Origin of the sequence: Cupriavidus sp. SS-3, from assembly GCF_035818815.1 — a bacterium.
Classification (GTDB): domain Bacteria; phylum Pseudomonadota; class Gammaproteobacteria; order Burkholderiales; family Burkholderiaceae; genus Cupriavidus; species Cupriavidus taiwanensis_C.
This window is the reverse complement of sequence record NZ_JAYLVT010000004.1, coordinates 62,554-82,339: the sequence shown is the minus strand read 5'-3', so window position 1 is coordinate 82,339 and position 19,786 is coordinate 62,554. Positions and strand designations below refer to the sequence as shown.

At 67.5% G+C, this 19,786-nt stretch carries 20 protein-coding genes; 11 read left to right on the top strand and 9 right to left on the bottom strand.

Features of this window, described 5'->3' with window-relative positions; genetic code table 11:
* The first annotated feature begins 242 nt into the window (after window positions 1–242).
* The 6 genes from U9J39_RS08185 to U9J39_RS08160 all read left to right on the top strand — a co-directional run bounded on the left by U9J39_RS08185 (window position 243) and on the right by U9J39_RS08160 (window position 5,878).
* Window positions 243–1,145, top strand: coding sequence for a LysR family transcriptional regulator (locus tag U9J39_RS08185; protein ID WP_326346895.1), 903 nt, complete (start codon window positions 243–245; stop codon window positions 1,143–1,145).
* A gap of 202 nt (window positions 1,146–1,347) precedes the next feature.
* Window positions 1,348–2,223 carry a glycine betaine ABC transporter substrate-binding protein gene (locus U9J39_RS08180; protein WP_115709674.1) on the top strand — a complete coding sequence of 292 codons (876 nt, stop codon included), beginning with the start codon at window positions 1,348–1,350 and terminating at the stop codon, window positions 2,221–2,223.
* 198 nt (window positions 2,224–2,421) lie between these two features.
* A complete protein-coding gene (locus U9J39_RS08175; protein WP_116312643.1) occupies window positions 2,422–2,745 on the top strand; it encodes a MoaF-related domain-containing protein in 324 nt (107 codons plus the stop codon).
* Between the two features lie 152 nt (window positions 2,746–2,897).
* Window positions 2,898–3,704: a 2,5-didehydrogluconate reductase DkgB gene (gene dkgB, locus U9J39_RS08170; RefSeq protein ID WP_115709651.1), complete on the top strand. Its 807-nt coding sequence runs from the start codon at window positions 2,898–2,900 to the stop codon at window positions 3,702–3,704.
* A gap of 96 nt (window positions 3,705–3,800) precedes the next feature.
* Window positions 3,801–4,916: an alkene reductase gene (locus U9J39_RS08165; RefSeq protein ID WP_115709649.1), complete on the top strand. Its 1,116-nt coding sequence runs from the start codon at window positions 3,801–3,803 to the stop codon at window positions 4,914–4,916.
* 20 nt (window positions 4,917–4,936) lie between these two features.
* Window positions 4,937–5,878 carry a cyclase family protein gene (locus U9J39_RS08160; RefSeq protein ID WP_326346894.1) on the top strand — a complete coding sequence of 314 codons (942 nt, stop codon included), beginning with the start codon at window positions 4,937–4,939 and terminating at the stop codon, window positions 5,876–5,878.
* A 108-nt stretch (window positions 5,879–5,986) separates the two neighbouring features.
* Here the strand turns inward: U9J39_RS08160 and U9J39_RS08155 are convergent, their stop codons facing one another.
* The 9 genes from U9J39_RS08155 to U9J39_RS08115 form a co-directional block, all read right to left on the bottom strand.
* Window positions 5,987–6,598, bottom strand: coding sequence for a PPC domain-containing DNA-binding protein (locus U9J39_RS08155; RefSeq protein WP_326346893.1), 612 nt, complete (start codon window positions 6,596–6,598; stop codon window positions 5,987–5,989).
* 55 nt (window positions 6,599–6,653) lie between these two features.
* On the bottom strand, window positions 6,654–7,811 hold the full coding sequence (locus U9J39_RS08150) for an alpha-hydroxy acid oxidase (RefSeq protein ID WP_326346892.1): 1,158 nt from the start codon (window positions 7,809–7,811) through the stop codon (window positions 6,654–6,656).
* Window positions 7,812–7,851: 40 nt separating this feature from the next.
* The gene (locus U9J39_RS08145; protein ID WP_116312640.1) at window positions 7,852–9,129 is read right to left on the bottom strand and encodes a TRAP transporter large permease; all 1,278 of its coding nucleotides are present in this window, start codon (window positions 9,127–9,129) and stop codon (window positions 7,852–7,854) included.
* 16 nt (window positions 9,130–9,145) lie between these two features.
* On the bottom strand, window positions 9,146–9,646 hold the full coding sequence (locus tag U9J39_RS08140; protein ID WP_116312639.1) for a TRAP transporter small permease: 501 nt from the start codon (window positions 9,644–9,646) through the stop codon (window positions 9,146–9,148).
* A 27-nt stretch (window positions 9,647–9,673) separates the two neighbouring features.
* Window positions 9,674–10,615 carry an amidohydrolase family protein gene (locus tag U9J39_RS08135; RefSeq protein ID WP_116312638.1) on the bottom strand — a complete coding sequence of 314 codons (942 nt, stop codon included), beginning with the start codon at window positions 10,613–10,615 and terminating at the stop codon, window positions 9,674–9,676.
* Between the two features lie 10 nt (window positions 10,616–10,625).
* Entirely contained in the window at window positions 10,626–11,618 is a 993-nt protein-coding gene (locus U9J39_RS08130; RefSeq protein ID WP_326346891.1) for a DctP family TRAP transporter solute-binding subunit, read from the bottom strand.
* A gap of 73 nt (window positions 11,619–11,691) precedes the next feature.
* A complete protein-coding gene (locus U9J39_RS08125; RefSeq protein ID WP_326346890.1) occupies window positions 11,692–12,882 on the bottom strand; it encodes a fumarylacetoacetate hydrolase family protein in 1,191 nt (396 codons plus the stop codon).
* 1 nt (window position 12,883) lies between these two features.
* Entirely contained in the window at window positions 12,884–13,849 is a 966-nt protein-coding gene (locus U9J39_RS08120) for a Bug family tripartite tricarboxylate transporter substrate binding protein (protein ID WP_326346889.1), read from the bottom strand.
* A gap of 46 nt (window positions 13,850–13,895) precedes the next feature.
* A complete protein-coding gene (locus U9J39_RS08115; RefSeq protein WP_326346888.1) occupies window positions 13,896–15,035 on the bottom strand; it encodes an iron-containing alcohol dehydrogenase in 1,140 nt (379 codons plus the stop codon).
* Between the two features lie 277 nt (window positions 15,036–15,312).
* On the opposite strand from U9J39_RS08115, the gene U9J39_RS08110 reads away from it, so the two are divergent.
* The 5 genes from U9J39_RS08110 to U9J39_RS08090 all read left to right on the top strand — a co-directional run bounded on the left by U9J39_RS08110 (window position 15,313) and on the right by U9J39_RS08090 (window position 19,780).
* Window positions 15,313–16,092 (top strand): enoyl-CoA hydratase-related protein, encoded by a 780-nt coding sequence (locus tag U9J39_RS08110; RefSeq protein WP_115680331.1) that lies wholly within the window; start codon window positions 15,313–15,315, stop codon window positions 16,090–16,092.
* A gap of 69 nt (window positions 16,093–16,161) precedes the next feature.
* Entirely contained in the window at window positions 16,162–17,394 is a 1,233-nt protein-coding gene (locus U9J39_RS08105; protein ID WP_326346887.1) for a CaiB/BaiF CoA transferase family protein, read from the top strand.
* Window positions 17,395–17,447: 53 nt separating this feature from the next.
* Complete coding sequence (locus tag U9J39_RS08100; RefSeq protein WP_115711662.1) at window positions 17,448–18,422, top strand: Bug family tripartite tricarboxylate transporter substrate binding protein; 975 nt, start codon at window positions 17,448–17,450, stop codon at window positions 18,420–18,422.
* A 4-nt stretch (window positions 18,423–18,426) separates the two neighbouring features.
* Entirely contained in the window at window positions 18,427–19,353 is a 927-nt protein-coding gene (locus U9J39_RS08095) for an amidohydrolase family protein (protein ID WP_326346886.1), read from the top strand.
* Between the two features lie 16 nt (window positions 19,354–19,369).
* Window positions 19,370–19,780 (top strand): thioesterase family protein, encoded by a 411-nt coding sequence (locus tag U9J39_RS08090; protein WP_115680327.1) that lies wholly within the window; start codon window positions 19,370–19,372, stop codon window positions 19,778–19,780.
* Window positions 19,781–19,786: the final 6 nt, after the last annotated feature.

Here is a 19,786-nt window from a genome sequence, read left to right as displayed (position 1 = left end):
GCCCGGAAGACGGGGCGGAACCGTGCAACGTCAAACGGAGATTAGTGACATCTCGATATAAGTTCTAATATTGATTTCTGATTCAGTTCATCATTTGCAATGATGAGTAAGGGTCTTCCCGGAGACATGCGGGGGATGCGCAGAAGCTGCTTAAATGCCGTAGTTCTTCGCATCGCAAGCCGCCTCGGATACATCACTAAAATTGATGCCGGAATCACAGTGGCATTGATACCAATCCACCCATGGACCTCAAGCAAATCCAGTACTTCATCGCGCTGTTCGAGGACGGCTCCGTCACGCGCGCGGCCAAGCGCCTGAATATCGTGCAGCCGGCGCTCAGCATGCAGATCGCCAGGCTGGAAGAGGAATTCGGGCAGAAGCTGTTCGATCGCATCCCGCACGGCATGGTGCCGACCGCTGCGGGTCGCATGATGTACCGCCTGTTTCTGCCCATCGTGCGCGACATCGCCGGCGCGCGGCAGCAGATGATGATGCGCGAGGAGCAGATGGCCGGCCGCATCACGCTTGGCATGGTGGCTTCCGAGACGGAGAGCGTGCTGGTGGGATCGCTGGCGCGCTTCAATGCGCGCTATCCGAACGTAGAGGTATCCGTGGCGGACGGCTTCAGTGCCGCGCTGATCGATCTCGTTTCCGCCGGCCAGCTTGACGCGGCCGTGGTGCATCGCCAGCGCGGCCGGCCGGCCCTGCATGTGCAGCCGCTGCACGACGAGGAAATGGTGCTGGTGACCAGCGTCGCGCACGGCCCCGAACTGCCCGAATCGGTAGAAATGGCGAAGCTGCCAGGACTGGACCTGGTGCTGCCGACCAAGCGGCATGGCCTGCGCGTGGTGCTGGACACGGCGACGCAGGCGCAGGACGTCACCCTTGCGCCGAAGTTCGAGATCGACATCCTCGGCACCATCGTCCAGTTCGTGGAAGCGACGCGCTTTGCCACCGTGCTGCCGCGCATCGTGGTGCTGCGCGCCGTGGAAGAGGGGCGGCTGCGGATGCATACCATCATTGCGCCGCGCATCGTGCGGCATCTGGTTTGCGTGAGCCATCCGCAACGGCCGCTGAGCACGGCGGCCGAGGCGTTGATCGCGATCGTCGCGGAGGAAATCAGGCGGGTTTGCGGGGTGGCTTAACGGTGGGGGTGATCGCGGGCACTGCGGCAGCGCCCGGTGCGGCTGTCGCAGCCGTTATCGGTCTATCCAGTCTTTTCATTACCGGCATCGGCTTCGCTCACTTACTGTTCAGGCTAGGGTCCAGCGATACGCCGCGAGTGCCGCGCGTGTTGCACGAGGCCAATCCGCCCGCCCTCCAACGGCTTGTGAAAGGAAGAATCGAATGCTCAAACGCCTCTGGAAATCTCTTGGTGTCGCACTGGCCCTCTGTTGCGGCTTCGGCCCGGTCCATGCGCAGCCCGCCGCGCCCATCACGATGGGCCAGATCAACCTGACCTTCTATGCGGCCACGGGCGCCGTGATACAGGCCGTGCTCGAGGACCTTGGTCATGACGTCAAGGTGACGGAAGGCAACCATCCGGCCATTTACGAGCGCCTTGGCAAGGGCGAGGTCGACATGCTGGTCGCCTCCTGGCTGCCGCACGCGCATGGCAAGCTGCAGGCACCGCTTGCCAGCCAACTGGTCGAGGCCGCCACCCTCTACGAGGGGGCCCGTCTGTACTGGGCGGTACCGGCCCATGTGCCGGCATCGGCGGTGCGTTCGGTTGACGACCTGAAGAAGCCCGATGTCATCGCCCGCATGGACAAGGAAATCGTCGGCGTGGGTCCGGGATCCGGCCTGATGGTCGGATCCGCGGAAATCATGCAGCGCTACGGCCTTGAAGCCGCCGGCTACCAGCTGAAGCTGGGCAAGCCCGACGAATGGGCCAAGCGGCTGGCAAACGCTTCCGCGTCCGGCAAATGGATGGTGATGCCGTTGTGGCAGCCGCAGTACCTCAACGCGCTCTACCCGGTGCGCGTGCTCGACGAGCCGGCGGGAATCTTCGGTACCGACCGCGCGGTGGTCGTGGTCCGCAAGGCCGCCTGGGAATCATGGCCCGCGCGCACGCGTACCGTGGTGTCGAGGATCCAGCTGGGGATTCCGGTCGTGACGGAGCTGGAACGGCAGATCGTCGTCGACCGGAAGCCGCCGGCGGCTGTCGCGCGCGACTGGATGAAGGCAAATCCGGAGATTGTGCGCGCATGGTTTGCCTCGTGAACGTGCGGGTCGTGCCTGGCTTTCGTGGCTGGCTACGATGCGCCCGGCTGTTGCCACGCTTGGATGGCGTCGAGCGTGATGCTCATTGTTGATCTGAAATCAAGACAGTTTGGTTTATAGACCACTTTTTGAGCAAGAGTTAAGCGGGCACACTGCGGTCCATTGCTCGTTGTTTCACGCCTTCGCAGGAAACCATCCATGCACGAACCGACCCGTCGCCCGCCGTTTGCCGGCAAGACGTTCGAAGTCCGCTACGCCGGGCTGACCGCAATCAACGCCTATGCCGAAGACGGCATCCACATGCGCTACGAGATCACCGAAGGCGACTTCGCCGGTGCCACCGGCGAGGTCGCCTACACGTGGCGGCACGTAGCCGGCGAGATCTATGCGATCTCATGGCAGGAAGCCGATCGTGCCACGGTCGTCCACCTCGACGACTTTGCCGGCGGCACTTCGCGTTCGTTCTTCACCGCGCCGTCGCTGGACTTCTACCGGCTCGAAGGCAGCCTGCGCGCCCTCTGAACGGCGCCATCGAACGGGTTCGAACCCGTTGCGGTCGGCATCAATACTTGATTTTGGATCAAATATTTTTGTCCAGTAACGGCGTTTATTTCATCAGTTTCTGCCGGCAGAATCTCCTCCAGATCAAACCGGTCCCCATCAAGGAGCACACCATGCGCAATATCCCCGCCTTCGGCCTCGGCACGTTCCGCCTGCAAGGCCAGGTTGTCATCGACTCGGTCCGCAACGGCCTCGAGCTCGGCTACCGCGCGATCGACACCGCCCAGATCTACGGCAACGAAGCGGACGTGGGCGAGGCGATCGCCGCTTCCGGCGTGCGCCGCGACGACCTGTTCCTGACCACGAAGATCTGGGTCGACAACTACGCCCGCGACAAGCTCGTGCCCAGTCTCGAGCAAAGCCTGGCGAAGCTGCGCACGGACTACGTCGACCTGACCCTGATCCACTGGCCCGCGCCCGGCAACGGCGTGCCGCTCGAGGCCTACATGACCGCACTCGCCGAGGCGAAGGAAAAAGGCCTGACGCGGCAGATCGGCATCTCGAACTTCAACATCGACCTGACCAGGCAGGCGATCGCCGCGGTCGGCAAGGACGCGATCGCGACCAACCAGATCGAGCTGAGCCCCTATCTGCAGGGCCGCAAGCTGGTGGATTTCCTGCAGAAAGAGGGGATCCACGTCACGTCGTACATGACGCTGGCATACGGCAAGGTGCTGGGCGACCCGGTGATCGGCGCGATCGCGCAGCGACACCAGGCAACGCCGGCCCAGGTGGTGCTGGCCTGGGCGCTGCAGCTCGGCTACTCGGTGATCCCGTCGTCCACCAAGCGCGAGAACCTGGCCAGCAACCTGCTCGCGCAGACGCTGCGCCTGAGCGACGAGGACATGGCGCAGATCGCCGCGCTCGAGCGCAACGGCCGCGAAGTCAGCCCCGACGGCCTCGCGCCGCAATGGGACTGAACCCGCAGCGCCCCTTTTTCGTTCCGTCTTTCTTCGACCCGTCTTTCATCGATCCCTCCGCGGCCCGCAGGCCGCGGCTCCGATAGCACACGCACCATGACCCAGGATCCGCTGTTCCAATCGCTTCAACTCGGCGGGCTGATGCTGCCGAACCGCATCGTGATGCCGCCGATGACGCGCTCGCGCGCCAGCCAGCCCGGCGACGAGGCCAATGCACTGATGGCCGCGTACTACGCGCAGCGCGCGGGCGCAGGCCTGATCGTCAGCGAAGGCACCTACATCGCGCCGCTCGGCAAGGGCTATGCCTGGACGCCCGGCATCCACACGCCCGCGCAGGTGGCCGGATGGCGCAAGGTGACCGAGGCCGTGCACGCCGCCGGCGGCCACATCTTCGCGCAGCTCTGGCATGTGGGCCGGCTGAGCCACGAGAGCCTGCTCGGCGGGCAACAACCCGTGTCGTCGTCGCCGATCCAGGCGCAGGGCGTAAACGTGTTCATCGCCGGCGAGGACGGCAGCACGCCCGGCTTCGTCCAGGCCTCCGCGCCGCGCGCGCTGACCGTCGACGAGATCCGCGAAGTCGTGGACCAGTACCGCGCCGCCGCGCGCAACGCGATCGAGGCGGGTTTTGACGGCGTCGAGCTGCACGGCGCCAACGGCTACCTGGTGAACCAGTTCATCGACTCGAACGCGAACACGCGCACCGACGCCTACGGCGGGTCGCTGGAGAACCGCCTGCGTTTCCTGGGCGAAGTCGCGCAGGCGCTGGTCGAAGGCACGGGCGACGCGTCGCGCGTAGGGATCCGCCTGGCGCCGCTGACCACGCTGAACGGCTGCGTCGACGATGATCCCGAAACGACATACCTTGCCGCGGCCAGGCTGCTCGGTGAGCTCGGCGTCGGCTACCTCCATATCGCGGAAGCGGACTGGGACGATGCGCCGCTGATGCCGGCGGCATTCAAGCGCAAGCTGCGTGAAGCGTTCCCCGGCGTGCTGATCTATGCGGGCAAGTACACCGCGGAACGCGCGCGCGAAGCGATCGCCGCGGGCTGGGCCGACCTGATTGCCTTCGGCCGTCCGTTCGTTGCGAACCCGGATCTGCCCGAGCGCCTGCGCGTTGGCGCGCCGCTCGCGCAGCATGACCGCGGCACGCTCTTCGGCGGCGGTGCACAAGGCCTGACCGACTACCCTACGCTGGCCGAAGCCGCAGCCTGAACGGAACCCGGAGATCGATGATGAAGACGACGTTCGCGAAACTCGCGTTGGCTGCCATGCTGCCGCTTGCCATGCACGCTGCCTCCGCGGCGGACTGGCATCCGTCCGCCTACGGGCAGAAGGATGAAATCGGCGCGGCGAACCTGCTGACCCCGGATGTGGTCAGGCAGGCCGTCACGCTGGTGAAGACCGGCAAGACCTACCCGCTGGCCGTACCGGTGGACAAGGACCTGCCCGCATTCCGCCACCGCAGCTTCCGGCTCTACAACGTGCAGGTGGGCCAGCAGGCTGGCAAGTCGCTGGGGCCCAACAAGTTCACCTTCAACGACGAACTCGTGAACGCGTGGACGGGTGTCGGCACGCAGCTCAACGGCATCGGCCACATCGGCATCGACAACGTCTATTACAACGGCAACAAGGCGGCCGACTTTGTCGGCGTCGATGGCGTGAAGAAGCTCGGTGTCGAGAAGGTGCCGCCGATCGTCACCCGCGGCGTCGTGCTCGACATGACCGCGCACTATGGCAAGGCGATCGTCCCCGGCGGTACCGAGTTCACCGTCGCCGACATCCAGGCGGTTCTCAGGAAAGAGGGCCTGACCCTGCGCAAAGGGGATGTGGTGCTGTTCAACACGGGGTGGCTGGAGCTGATCGGCAAGGACAACAAGCAGTTCCTGGAAGTGGAACCCGGGATCGGCATGGAAGCCGCGCAGTGGCTGGCCGACCAGGGCATCGTTGCGTTCGGCGGCGACACATGGGCGTCCGAAGTCTATCCGAACCCGCGCGGCAATGAGGAGTTCCCGGTAAACCAGTACATGCTCGCCAAGCGCGGCATCTACAACCTGGAATTGATCGACAGCCGCGCACTCGTGCGTGACAAGGCGTGGGAGTTCCTCTTTGTGCTGGGTCAGCCGCTGTACGTGGGTTCCACGCAAGTCAACGTCAATCCGGTCGCCATCCGATGACCACGAATACGGCTTCCAGAAGCCACTGCGGCGAGTCCTGAGGACGCGCCGCACTGCGGTGGAAGTCAGGCTTGCCCTTTGCATTTGCCAAGCCGTACAGGAGAGTCCTTAGTGCGTATCGTGCAATCCAAGCACATTGGCACCGATACGCGGATCGGTCGCACGTTCCAGTAGCTGTGGATGCGTGATGACCGTCACCTCCAGTGATCCGGTGCCGACCTCCATCGACAGGATATGGCCGCCGTACGTGTCGAAGCTGCTGTCGCCGGCCACGCCATGCGCATGGATCGACGGCTTGCCTTCCTTCCACGCCAGGCTGCCGACGATGCTGGCCATCTCCACGTTGCGGAAGGTGCGCGGGTTGAACTGCTTCTTCGCGGCATCCCAGAAGCCGAACGTGACGTTGGCGAAGCCGATCGCGGACAGGCTCGCGCTGGGCACCTTCTCGCAGATGGCAAAGGCTTCGATCTGCTCGAACACGTTGTCGCCCATGCGCAGCACTAGCAGGTAGCCGGTGGGCGTCTTGATGTAGCGCGGCACGCGCTCGCGCGGATAGTTCGGGTTCTGGGCACGGGCGTCCAGGGCCGCCTTGCATTCGGCGGAAGGCGCCGGCTGCGCCGCGGCTGGGGCGGGCATCAGGGCGATGGCGCCGACGGCGGTGGCCGCTGCGAGGCTGGCGAGCGCCCGGCTGGCGCGCAGGGTTTGGCGAACGATGGTCATCTGTTGTCTCCGGTCTGGTTTGTTTGCGGTTGGGTGGGTGGCTACGGCAAGAAAACTACGAGGCGGGCGGATGCGGCGGCAGCAGGATGTCCGTGCCGACCGCGCGGATGTCGGTGTGGCCGCAGAAGGCCATGGTCAGGTCGAGTTCCTTGCGGATGATCTCCAGCGCCCGCGTCACGCCGGCCTGTCCCATGGCGCCCAGCCCATACAGCATTGGCCGGCCGATATAGACGCCCCGGGCGCCGAGCGCGACCGCCTTCAGCACGTCCTGCCCGGAGCGGATGCCACCGTCCATATGGACTTCGATGCGCTCGCCCACGGCTTGCGCGATGGCGGGCAGGGCGCGGATCGATGCCGGCGCGCCGTCGAGCTGGCGGCCGCCGTGGTTTGACACGATCAGCGCATCCGCGCCCGACCGGCATGCCAGCCGCGCATCCTCGACATCCTGGATACCCTTGAGCACCAGCTTGCCGGGCCAGCGGCGGCGGATCCATGCCACGTCGTTCCAGTCCAGCGTCGGGTCGTACTGGCGGCTCGACCAGTCGGCCAGCGAGGTCATGTCGTCGACCCCCTGCACATGGCCGATGATGTTGCCGAAGGTGCGGCGGCGCGTGCCCAGCATGCCCAGGCACCAGCGCGGCTTGCCCATCATGTTGAGCAGGTTCCACGGCGTCAGGCGCGGCGGCGCCGACAGGCCGTTGCGCAGGTCCTTGTGGCGCTGCGCGCTGACCGGCAGGTCCAGCGTCAGCACCAGCGCCGGGCAGCCCGCGGCGCGCGCGCGGTCCATCAGGCGTTCGACGAAGGCGCGGTCGCGCATCACATAGAGCTGGAACCAGAACGGATGGCCGCCGGTGGCCTCGGCCACGTCCTCGATCGAGCAGATGCTGACCGTGGACAGCGTGAACGGCACGCCGAAATCGCGCGCGGCGCGGGCGGCCAGGATCTCGCCGTCGGCGTGCTGCATGCCGGCCAGCCCGGTCGGGGCGATCGCCACCGGCATGGCGACGTCCTGGCCCAGCATGCGCGTGGCGACGCGGCGCTCGCCGATATCCACGGCCACGCGCTGGCGCAGCAGGATGCGGCCGAACTCGCGCTGGTTGGCGCGGTACGTGGACTCGGTCCACGAACCGGAGTCGGCGTATTCATAGAACATGCGCGGCACCCGCTGCCGGGCGAGCCGGCGCAGGTCCTCGATCTCGTTGATGGATGGCATCTTGTGTCCTGCAAGGAAGGAAGATGGAGCGCGCCCGGCCTCAGTGCAGCCATGCGGCCGGCACCAGGATCAGCTGCGGGAACAGCACGAACAGGAACATCAGCGCGGTCAGGCTCAGCAGGAACGGCCAGACGCCGCCGATCACGCTGTCCAGGCTGCAGCGCGACGTGCCCGCCACCACGTTGAGCACCGTGCCCACCGGCGGCGTCAGCAGGCCGATGGCGTTGTTGAGCACGAACATCACGCCGAAGTACACCGGGTCGATGCCTGCCTTGGTGATCACCGGCATCAGGATCGGGGTCATGATCAGCACCGTCGGCATCAGGTCGAGCGCGGTGCCCACCACGATCACCAGGACCATGATGACGAACATCAGCAGGATCTTGTTGTCGATGAACGGCTCGAGCAGGTCGGTCACCTGCGCCGGGATATTGGCGATGGTGATCAGCCAGGCCGACACCAGCGCGCAGGCCACCAGGAACAGCACCGTGGCGGAGGTCTTGGCCGCGGTGACGATCAGCTGCGGCAGCGCGCGCAGCTTCAGTTCGCCGTAGACGAAGCGGCCGACCACCATGGCGTAGACCACGGCCACCACCGCCGCCTCGGTCGGCGTGAACGCGCCGATCTTCATGCCGCCGATGATCACCACCGGCAGCACCAGGGCCCAGATGCCGTCGAGCGCGGCCCTGGCCAGGCGGCGGGCATCGAAGGGTTCGGTGGGCGCCAGCTTTTCCTTGCGTGCACAGAAGTGCCAGGTGACGGCGAGCGTCAGCGCCATCATCGCGCCGGGTGCGATGCCCGCGAGGAACAGCTTGGTGATCGACACCTGCGCGACCACGCCAAACACCACGATGGCGATCGACGGCGGGATCACCGGCGCGATGATGCCGCCCGCCGCGATCAGTCCCGCCGCGCGCGGCACGTTGTAGCCGGCGTTGCGCATCATCGGGATCAGCAGCGCGGCGACCGCGGCGGTATCGGCCACGGCCGAGCCGGAGATGCTGGCCACCACCGTCGCCGCGATGATCGCCACGTAGCCCAGGCCGCCGCGGACGTGCCCGACCGCCGCGTCGGCGACGCCCACGATGCGCCGTGACAGGCCGCCGGCATTCATCAGTTCGCCCGCCAGCATGAAGAACGGCACGGCCATCAGCGGATAGTTGTTGACGCCCTCGAGCATGTTCTGCGCGAGGATCTGCGTATCGAAGTTGCCCAGGTGCAGCATCAGCGCAACCCCGGATGCGAGCAGCGCAAAGGCGATGGGCATGCCGAGCGACATCGCGCCCAGCAGCGAGCCGACAAAGACAAAGATGGTCATGACAGGCTCCTTGCGCTTATTCGCCGGAGGCGCCGGACTGCGGCACCAGTTCATGCTGCGCCATGCGTCCGCTGGCGAGGCGCCACAGCCCGTGCAGCAGCATCGCCGCCATGCCCACGCTGCACACCAGCAGGCAGGCATAGACCACGCCCAGCGGCACGCCGGTGACGGGAGCGCGGTCGTCCATGCCGATCGCCACCAGCTGCCAGGCGCCGTGGGCCAGCAGCAGGCAGCAGCCCAGCGCGCCCGCGTCGGCGAGCAGGCGGCAGGCACGCTGCCCGGTCTCGCCCAGCCGCGATACCACGGTGGACATCCCAAGATGGGCCTTGTCATGCATCACCAGCAGGGCGCCGGTCAGCGTCAGCCACATGAAGATGAAGCGCGAGGCTTCCTCGGAAAAGGCAATGCCGGAATTGAAGACGTAGCGCAGCACCACGTTGCCAAAGACCAGCACGATCATGGCGGCCATCATGGCGACCATCGCGCCCTGGATCAGGCGCAGCGTAATTCGGTTCATGATTGAGGACTCCTGGGTGGACGGGGTTCAGCGCAGGCTCGCCCCGGGCGTCCCGATCCGGTAAAAGCGCATGGCGTTGTCGTGCCACACCGCCTGCGCGGCGGCGTCGGGCAGGCCTTCCAGCGCGGCGGCGACGGTATTGACGATTTCATGCAGCGATGCGCGCAGCCCCGACACGGGCAGGTTGCTGGCGAACATGCAGCGCTGCCAGCCGAAGATCTCCAGCGCCTGGCGGATGACGGCGACATTGCCGGCGCGATCCCATGCCGCGCCCGGCAAGCCGAACTCGGACAGCTTCAGGTGCACGCCGGGCAGGCTGGCCAGGGCCGCCAGCCCGCGGCGCCAGCCGGACAGGCCCGTTTCGGTGCGGTCCCAGGGCAGGCCGGTGTGTTCCACCACCACGGCAAGCCCCGGCACCGCCGCGATCGCCTCGGCGGCTTCCTCCAGGTGCCACCACGGCACCCGCAGGTCCCACGCCAAGCCGTGCTCCGCCAGCCGCTGCAACCCGGACAGCCAGCGCGGATCCTGCAGCGTGCCGCGCTGGCCGCGCACGCTGCCATCCGCCGCCTGGCTGGTGCGCGGCTTGCACCGCACGCCCCGCACCAGCGGGAAGGCCTGGTGCGCGCGCAGCTGTTCCGCCAGGGTCTCGCTGTTGAAGTCGGCATGCGCGACCACCGCATTGGGAAAACCGTGGCGCGCGTAGACCTGATGCAGCCACGCGGTCTCGGCCACCGATTCGTCGGCATGCCGCTCGGCTTCCACGTGGACGCTGGCGGCCAGCGGCAGGCCGTCCCACTGGCGCAGGTAGTCGGCCGGATCGAAGTCCTGCCGCAGCGCGGTGTAGTCGCCAAGAAAAAACGCTGCGGCGTCATACCGCTCCTGCAGCCAGGGATAGCGTGCCGGGCCAAGCCGCCACAGGTGGTGGTGGGCATCGACGATGGCAGCTGGCAATGTGGACGATGCGGACATGGCCGGCCTCCTAGCGCTGCGCGTCCATGGCGCGCAGCACGGCGTCGCCGTTCTTCTGCACGAACAGCTGGCGCGTCTCCTCGCGCACCACCTTGCGGATGCCGGCGTTGTCGGGATGCTCGTTGACCTGCACGCCCCTGGCGCGCAGCGTGGCAATCGCCGTGGCCTCGTTGTCAGCGTTCAGCTTGCGCTGGTAGGTGGCGGCGGCAGCGGCCTCTTCCAGCAGCACTTTCTGGTACTCGGGCCTGAGCGCGTCGAACTTCGCCTTGTTCATCAGCACCACCAGCGCGGTATAGGCATGGCGCGTCATCGACACGTACTTCTGCACCTCGTACATCTTGGCCGAGACCATCAGCGTGGGCGGATTCTCCTGGCCATCGACGGCGCCGGATTCCAGCGCGCCGAAGACTTCCGCGAACGGCATCGGCTGCGGGCTCGCGCCCAGCAACTGGAAGGCCTTGATATGCGACGGGTTGGGCGTGGTGCGGATCTTCAGGCCGCGGATGTCCTCGGCCTTGTTGACCGGGCGCTTGTTGTTGCCAAGGCTGCGGAAGCCGATCTCCCAGAAGGCCAGTCCCTTGATGCGGTGGGCGCCCAGCTCGTCCAGCAGCGAGCGGCCGATCGCGCCGTCCAGTACCTTGTAGGCCGACGGGCCGTCCTCGAACTGGTAGGGCAGGTCGAGCACGTTCAGGCGTGGCGCCAGGCCCGTGACAAAGGGATTGCCGGTGGCGCCGATATCGATGGTGCCGCTGCGCACGCCGGTCACCAGCGTGGTGTCGTTGCCGAGCTGGCTGTTGGCAAAGACCTGGATCTCGACGCCGCCCTGGGTGCGCTCCCTGACCTTCTTGCTGAAGGCGAGCGCGGCCAGGTGCTGCGAATCGGTTTCCGGAACGGTATGGGCAAAGCGCAGCTTTACCGGTGCCGGTGTCTGCGCGTGTGCCTGTGCCACGCCGGCAACGGACAATAGCGCTGCCAGCACGATATGCGGGATAACGTGTTTCATGGTGTCTCCTGGGTTTGTCATGCGGCCCGGTCGATGTGCGCCGGGCTCTCGGTGCCCCGTGCGGGGGCGGATATCAGGGCGGCGGATGCAGCAGGGCACGCCGGGCCAGACTGTCCATCAGTGCGCCGATGCCGAAGGTCCACGGCGGCAGCGCGTCGCTGGTGCCGACCCAGTTCACCAGACCGCCGAGGCGCGGCGCGGAGACGCTGACGCGGTCGCCGAGGTGATGGGTAAAGCCGGCGCCAGCTGCGTCGCGATCCTGCACCGGCGCGAACAGCGTGCCGCAGAACAGCATCATGCCGTCGGGGTACTGGTGGTGCGCGCCCATTGCATGCGCCACCAGTTCCTGCGGCGAACGGCTGATCTGCGTCATCGCGCTGGCGCCATGCAGCACGAAGCCATCCTCGCCCTCGATGGTCAGGTCGATCTCGGTACGCGCGATCTCGTCGATGCCGAAATGCGCATCGCACAGCCGGATCCACGGGCCGATGCCGCAGGACGCGTTGTTGTCCTTGGCCTTGCCCAGCAGCAGCGCGCTGCGCCCCTCGAAGTCGCGCAGGTTGACGTCGTTGCCCAGCGCCGCGCCGACGATCTCGGCGCGCGGCGAGACCGCCAGCACCACCTCCGGCTCGGGGTTGTTCCAGGTCGATGCCGGATGCAGGCCGACATCCACGCCAGTGCCCACCGATGACAGCGGCGCGGCCTTGGTGAAGATCTCCGCGTCCGGGCCGATGCCGACTTCCAGGTACTGCGACCACAACCCTTGCGCGACCAGCACATCCTTGATGCGCATGGCTTCGGGCGAACCCGGGCGAATGGCGGCAAGGCCCGTGCCGATGATGGCGCTGACGCTCTCGCGCACCGCGGCGGCGCTGGCCGCGTCGCCGCGCGCGCGCTCCTCGATCACGCGCTCGACCAGGCTGGCGGCGAAGGTCACGCCGGCGGCCTTGACCACCTGCAGGTCGTTCGGCGCCAGCAGGTGGCGATGCTCGGGGTCCGGCCCGTGCGCGCAGGTCGCGTCGAGCCAGTCCTGCAGCGGGCCCAGCGAAGGCCCGACGGCCTGCCGCACGCGTTCGGCGCACTCAGGGAGTGCGAGCAGGCCGGCAATCGTGGGCGCGGTGGCCGTGATATCGAACAGCTCCGCGCCGCGCACGACTACCGTCACGGGGCCGCCGTGCGGGCCGGGCAGCCACGCGCGTCCCACCAGCAAGGCGCGGTCCGCGTCGCGCGGCAGGGTTTCCTCAACCGAGATGCGTCGTGTCATGTCACACCTTGACGTTGGCGTCCTTGACCACGCGCGCCCACTTGGCGCGCTCCGTGGCGATGAACTGCGCGAAGCGCGCCGCGCTGCCGCCGCCGTCCTCGGCACCGAAGCCGGCCAGCTTGCCCGCCACGTCGGGCAGCGCCAGCACCTTGTTCAGGTCGGCGTTCATGCGCTGGACCATGGGCGTGGGCAGCCCGGCGGGGCCGACCAGCCCGTACCAGGTGCCGGCATCGAAGCCGGGAAAACCCGATTCGGCCAGCGTGGGCACGTTGGGATAGCTGGCCGCGCGGCGCGAGCGGGTCTGCGCGATCGCCACCACCTTGCCGCCCTGGATCTGCGGCGTGGCGGAGGTCATGGTCTCGAAGCTGAAGTCGATCTGGCCGCCGATCAGGTCGGTCAGCATCGGCGCCGAGCCGCGATACGGCACATGCAGCGCATCCACGCCGGCACGGAGCTTGAACATTTCCAGCGCCAGGTGCTGCGCCGCGCCGGCGCCGGACGAGCCGAAGGTGATCTTGCCCGGCTGGCCGCGGCACAGCGCGACCACGTCGGCCACCGAGCGCGCGCGCCCGCCGGTAGGGCAGATCAGCAGGTTGGGCGTGACGCCGACCAGCATGATCGGGGTGAAGTCCTTTTCCACCGAGTAGCCCAGCTTGGGGTACAGGCTGGGCGCGATGGCATGGTTGCTGATATTGGTCATCAGCAGCGTGGTGCCGTCCGGCGCCTGGCGCGCGGTGTACTCGGCGGCGACCACGCCGGCGGCGCCCGGCCGGTTCTCGACGATGACCGACACGCGCCACAGCGCCGACAGTTGCTGCGCGAGCACGCGCGCCATCACGTCGGTGCCGCCGCCGGGCGGGAAGCCGACGATGATGCGGATCGGACTGGTCGGCAGTGCCTGGGACCGGGCTGCCAGCGGCGTGGCCAATGTGGCCGCGCCCGCGCAAAGGAAGGTGCGACGTCGCATGCGTAGTCTCCTGAGGTTGTTGTTGGTGTAGGGAAACGGCGGCGCCTTACAAGGACGCCTGCAGCAGCGCCAGGTAGTCCTGGGCGCTGGCCTCGCGCGGGTTGGTCTTGTGGCAGTGGTCGGCCAGCGCGTAGTCGATGACGCGCGGGAACAGCGCCGGATCGACGCCCATTTCGCGCAGGCCCGAGGGCAGGTCCAGGCGCCGGTTCATATCGGTGATGGCCGGGCCGACGGCGCTGGCATCGGGCAGTCCCATGGCCTGCGCGATGCGGGCCAGCTTGTCGTCGGCGCGCATCGACGGTGCGTCGGCGTTGAAGCGGATCACCGCCGGCAGCAGCACGGCGTTCAGGGTGCCGTGGTGCAGCGTGGGCATCAGTCCGCCGAGCGCGTGGCTCAGGCTGTGCACGCAGCCCAGCCCCTTTTGGAACGCGAGCGCGCCCTGCATCGATGCGCTCATCATGGCCAGGCGTGCGGCACGGTCCTGCGGATCCCGGCGCGCGCGCTCGATATGCAGCCAGGCGCGGCGCAGGCCATCGAGCGCGATGCCGTCGGCGGGCGGGTTGAAGGCCGGGGCCATGAAGGTTTCCAGGCAATGCGCGATGGCATCCATGCCGGTGGCCGCCGTCAGCATCGGCGGCAGGCCCAGTGTCAACTCCGGATCGCAGATTGCCACGCGCGGCACCAGGTACGGCGACAGCACGCCGACCTTGCGGCCGTCGTCGAGGATCAGCACGGCGCCGCGGCCGACTTCGCTGCCGGTGCCGGCGGTGGTGGGGATCGCGATCACCGGAGCGGTGGCAGCCGTGATGCGTGCCACGCCGCCCTCGATCGCGGCGAACTGGCGCAGCGGGCCGTCGTGGGTGGCGCAGACCGCCACCCCCTTGGCCAGGTCGATCGGCGAGCCGCCGCCCACCGCGATGATGCCGTCGCAACGGTACTCGCCATAGAGGCGCATGGCCTCGCGCATGGCGGCTTCGGTCGGGTTGGACGGCGTGCCGTCGTAGATCACCGCCTCGCAGCCGGGGCGCAGCTGCTCCAGCACGCGCTGCACGATGCCGGCGGCCTTGACGCCGGCGTCGGTGACCACCAGCGGGCGCGTGATGCCGATGCGCTCGCATTCCTGGGCCAGCAGCCCGATCGCGCCGAAGTCGATCTGGATCTGGGTGATGTAGTTGATCAGGGCCATCTTGTCTCCATGCTGTGTGGGGTGCGCCGTGTGCCCCGGAGGGCGGGCCGGCTGCATTGGTGACGAAGTCTAGGAACAAGGCCCGCGGGTCACAACGTGGATTTACTTGAAGGCAGCCCAAGAAAAACTCACAGCAGCGGACGCCTAGTTTTTCTTGAAACGGCGCTGAGATTTTCTCGTTTTGCGGCGCGCGGCGCGGGCCCTAGACTGGCGCAGACCAGCCGGACTCCGGACCATCGCCCGCACCATCCGGGCCTCCTCCACACCAACGACAACCATGAGACAACCGATTCTGATCGAACGCGACGCGCAGGTCGCCACCATCACGCTGAACAACCCGGACAAGCTCAATGCCATGGACCTGTCCATGTGGCAGGGCCTGACCGAAGCCATCCAGGGCCTGTCGGCCGACGACACGCTGCGCTGCGTGGTGCTGCGCGGCGCCGGCGACAAGGCCTTCGCCGCCGGCGCCGACATCGCCGAGTTCGACACCATGCGCGCCAACGCCGCGCAGGCGCAGCAATATGGCGAGATCACCAACGCCACCATGCGCGCCATCGCCGAATGCCGGCACCCGACCGTCGCGCTGATCCAGGGCGCCTGCGTCGGCGGCGGGCTGGAGATCGCGTCGATGTGCGACCTGCGCATCTGCGGCAGGTCGAGCCGCTTCGGCGTGCCGGTCAACCGGCTTGGGCTGGTGATGTCGTATGGCGAACTCGGCGGGCTGGTGGCGCTGGCGGGACCCGCGACCGCGCTCGAGATTGTGCTGGAAGGCCGCGTGTTCGACGCCGACGAGGCCTTGCACAAGCGCCTGGTCAACCGCGTGGTGGCGGACGAGGCCGTGCCGGACGAAGCCTACGCGGCGGCACGGCGCATTGCCGCCGGCGCGCCGCTGGTGGCGCGCTGGCACAAGCAGTTCGTGCGCCGGCTGCTCGATCCCGCGCCGCTGCGTCCGGAAGAGCATGCCGAGTCCTATGCCTGCTTCGATACCGAGGATTTCCGCATCGGGCACCGCGCCTTTATCGACAAGACCCGGCCGCAGTTCGTGGGCCGTTGACAGCACCTTTTTTCCAGACACCGCGGCGCCGCCATTCCCATGCGGCCGCCTCAACCTCAGGTGGTATCCATGAATTTGCCGTTATCGAAAATCAAGGTCCTGGACGTCAGCCAGATCATGGCGGGTCCGTTCTGCTGCATGCTGCTGGGCGACATGGGCGCCGACGTCATCAAGGTCGAGGCGCCGGGTGCCGGCGACCAGACCCGCAAGTCGATGGGCTTCCGGCTCAAGGGCGAAGACAGCGGCGGCTTCCTGGCGCTGAACCGCAACAAGCGCAGTGTCGAGATCGACCTGAAGAACCCGGCGGGCCTCGAGGCCTTCTATGAACTGGTGCGCGGTGCCGACGTGCTGGTGGAAAACAACCGTCCAGGCGTGGCTGCCCGCCTGAAGATCGACTATGCGGTGCTGCGCGAGATCAACCCGCGCCTGGTCTATGCCAGCATCTCCGGCTTCGGCCAGACCGGGCCGTGGTCGCGGCGCCCTGGGCTGGACCTGATCGCGCAGGCCATGTCGGGCGTGATGAGCGTGATGGGCCATCCGGACGCGCCGCCGGTCAAGGCCAGCGTGCCGATCGCCGACCTGGGGGCGGGGCTGTTCACCGCCTATGGCGTCCTGAGCGCACTGATGGGGCGCGAGCATACGGGGCAGGGGCAATACGTGGATGCGTCGCTGTTCGAGACGGCGCTGGGGCTGTCGGTGTGGGAGTCGGCCGAGTTCTGGGGCACCGGCGACGTGCCGGTGCCGATCGGCAGCGCCAACCGCATGAGCGCGCCGTACCAGGCGGTGCGCGCCGCCGACCGGCACTTTGTCATCGGCGCGGCCAACCCCAAGCTGTGGGCCGCGCTGTGCGAGGTGATCGGGCGGCCCGACCTGCTGGCCGACCCGCGCTTTACCGACAACGCCGCCCGCATCCGCAACCGCGCCGCGCTGATCCCTGAAATTGAGGCAGAATTCGCGCGCAAGCCGGCGGCGCAGTGGGTCGATGCGCTGCTGGCGGCCGGTGTGCCGGCGGCGCCGATCTTCACCTACGACGAAGCGCTGGCCAGCGAGCAGGCGGTGGCGCGGGACATGGTGCTGGAGATCGATCACCCGGTCGAAGGACGGGTCAAGGCGCTCGGGTTCCCGGTCAAGCTGAGCGGCACGCCGCAGCAGGTGCGCTATCCGGCGCCGCTGCTTGGCCAGCATACCGACGAGGTGCTGGGCGAGTTTGGCCTGGACGCGGCCACCGTCACGCGGTTGCGTGCGCAGGGGGCGTTCGGCGCACCGGCCCGCGCACCGGAACTGGAAAGCGGCGCCGCCTGAGCGCAGCCGCGGTCATCATCTATACCGATAAGAGACAGGAGACAACCATGACGATGTCATGTTCGCGGATGCGGCGCTGGGCGATGCCGGCGGCCGTGGTGCTGGGACTGCTGGGTGGTACGGCCACGGCGAGTGCGGAAACCTACCCCAGCCGGCGCATCGAACTGATCGTGCCGTGGCAGGCAGGCGGCGGGGCGGACGTGGTGGCGCGCGCGCTGGCTGCCGCGGCCGCGAAACACCTGCCACAGCCGATCGTCGTGATAAACAAGCCGGGTGCCACTGGCTCGGTAGGCCTGGGCGAAGTGGTCAACGCGAAGCCGGACGGGTACAAGCTGGTGCTGTCGTCCAGCGAGCTGACCTTCCTGAATTACCTCGGGCTGGCCAAGTTCACCTACCAGGACCTGGTTCCCATCGCACGCCTGAACGCGGACCCGGCCGCCGTGGCGGTGCGGGCCGATGCACCGTGGACCACGATCGAGCAGTTTGTCGCCGATGCGCGCAAGCCGGATGCCAATATTCGCGTGGGTAACGCGGGGCAGGGCTCCGCGTGGCATATGGCGGCCGCCGCGCTGGCCGACAAGACTGGCGCGAAGTTCAACCATATCCCCTATGCCGGCGGCGCTCCCGCCACGCTCGCGCTGCTGGGCGGGCATATCGATGCGGTCACGGTCAGCACGGCGGAGGTCTTTACGCACGTGGCCGCGGGCAAGCTCAAGGTGCTGGCGGTGATGGCCGACAAGCGGGTCAGCGGCTTCGACAACGTGCCCACGCTGAAGGAGCGCAATATCGACCTGTCGATGGGCATCTGGCGCGGTATTTCGGCACCGAAGGGCACGCCGCCGGAGGTGATCGCGGTGCTGAAGACGGCGATCGCGAAATCCGTGCAGGAGCCGGTGATGCGCCAGACGCTGGAGAAGCTGCATTTCAGCACCGATACCTATGCCGATGACGTGACGCTGCAGGCCGCCATGGTGAAGGAGTCAGCGCAGTTCAGGCAGCTTGCCAGCCGCATCAGCGTCAAGGAGTAGGCCCATGCGCGACACACCCGCGGAGGGCGCGGCGTCCGTCGGGCCCTATATCGACGCGCACCAGCATTTCTGGGACCTGCAGCGCAACCCGTACCCGTGGCTGCAGGACGAGACGGTGCCGAACTTCCGCTATGGCGATTACTCGGCGCTGCGCAGGAGCTATCTGCCCGAGGATCTCGCCCGCGATACGGCTGGCTGCGCGCCGGTGAAGACGGTGCATGTCGAGGCCGAATGGGCGCGCGCCAATCCCGTCGACGAGACCGCCTGGCTGGCGCAGCTCGCCGCACGGACGGGACGGCCAACGGTGATCGTCGGCCATGCCCAGCTTGACCGCGGCGATGTCGAGGAAGTGCTTGCGGGCCATGCCGCCTGCGCCATGATGCGCGGCATTCGCAACAAGCCGGTGACCGCCGCGCGGCGCGAGGATGCGCGGCGCGGCGTGCCGGGATCGATGGACGATGCGCGCTGGCGGCGTGGCTATGCCTTGCTGGCCCGGCACGGCATGTCCTTCGACCTGCAGGCGCCGTGGTGGAACCTGGATCAGGCGGCCGCGCTGGCACGGGATTTCCCGGGCACGCAGCTGATCCTGAACCATACCGGGCTGCCGGCCGATCGCAGTGAAGCCGGCCTGGCGGGCTGGCGCGCCGCGATGGCCGAGCTGGCCGGGCAGCCCAATGTCGCCGTGAAGATCTCGGGCCTGGGATTGCCGGGCAAGCCGTGGACGCAGGCTGACAACGTGCCCGTGATCCGCGACGCCATCGCCATTTTCGGCACGGAACGCTGCATGTTCGCCAGCAACTATCCGGTGGACAGCCTGGTGGCGAGCTACGGCACCATCGTGGCAGGCTTCCGCGCCGCCATTGCCATCTATCCGCCCGAACAGCAGCGCGCGCTGTGGCACGACAACGCCGCTCGCTTTTATCGCCTGTAGCCTGAAAGGAACCCTGATGAATAACGGATTGCAACCTGGCGCAACCTGCGCACGCACGCTGACGGTGGACCGCCAGCGCACCATCGATTTTCTTGGCGAGAGCCTGCGCATCTACGCCACGCCCGAGCTGGTACGCGATATCGAACAGACCTGCCTCGATTTCCTGCAGGGCTTTCTCGAGGATGGCGAAAGCTCGGTGGGCGCTGAGGTGTCGGTGCAACACACCGGTGCCACGCCGCTGGGCGGCGAGGTGCGCATCCACGCCGAGGTCACGGCCATCGATGGCCGCAGTGTCACCTTCAGCGTGACGGCCGACGATGCGGTGGAGCGGGTTTGCAGCGGCACGCATCGCCGCTTCGTGGTCGATGTCGAGCGCTTGCGCGCACGCGTGCAGAAAAAGACGGCATCGATGCCCGCCGCGGCCTGACTTCGC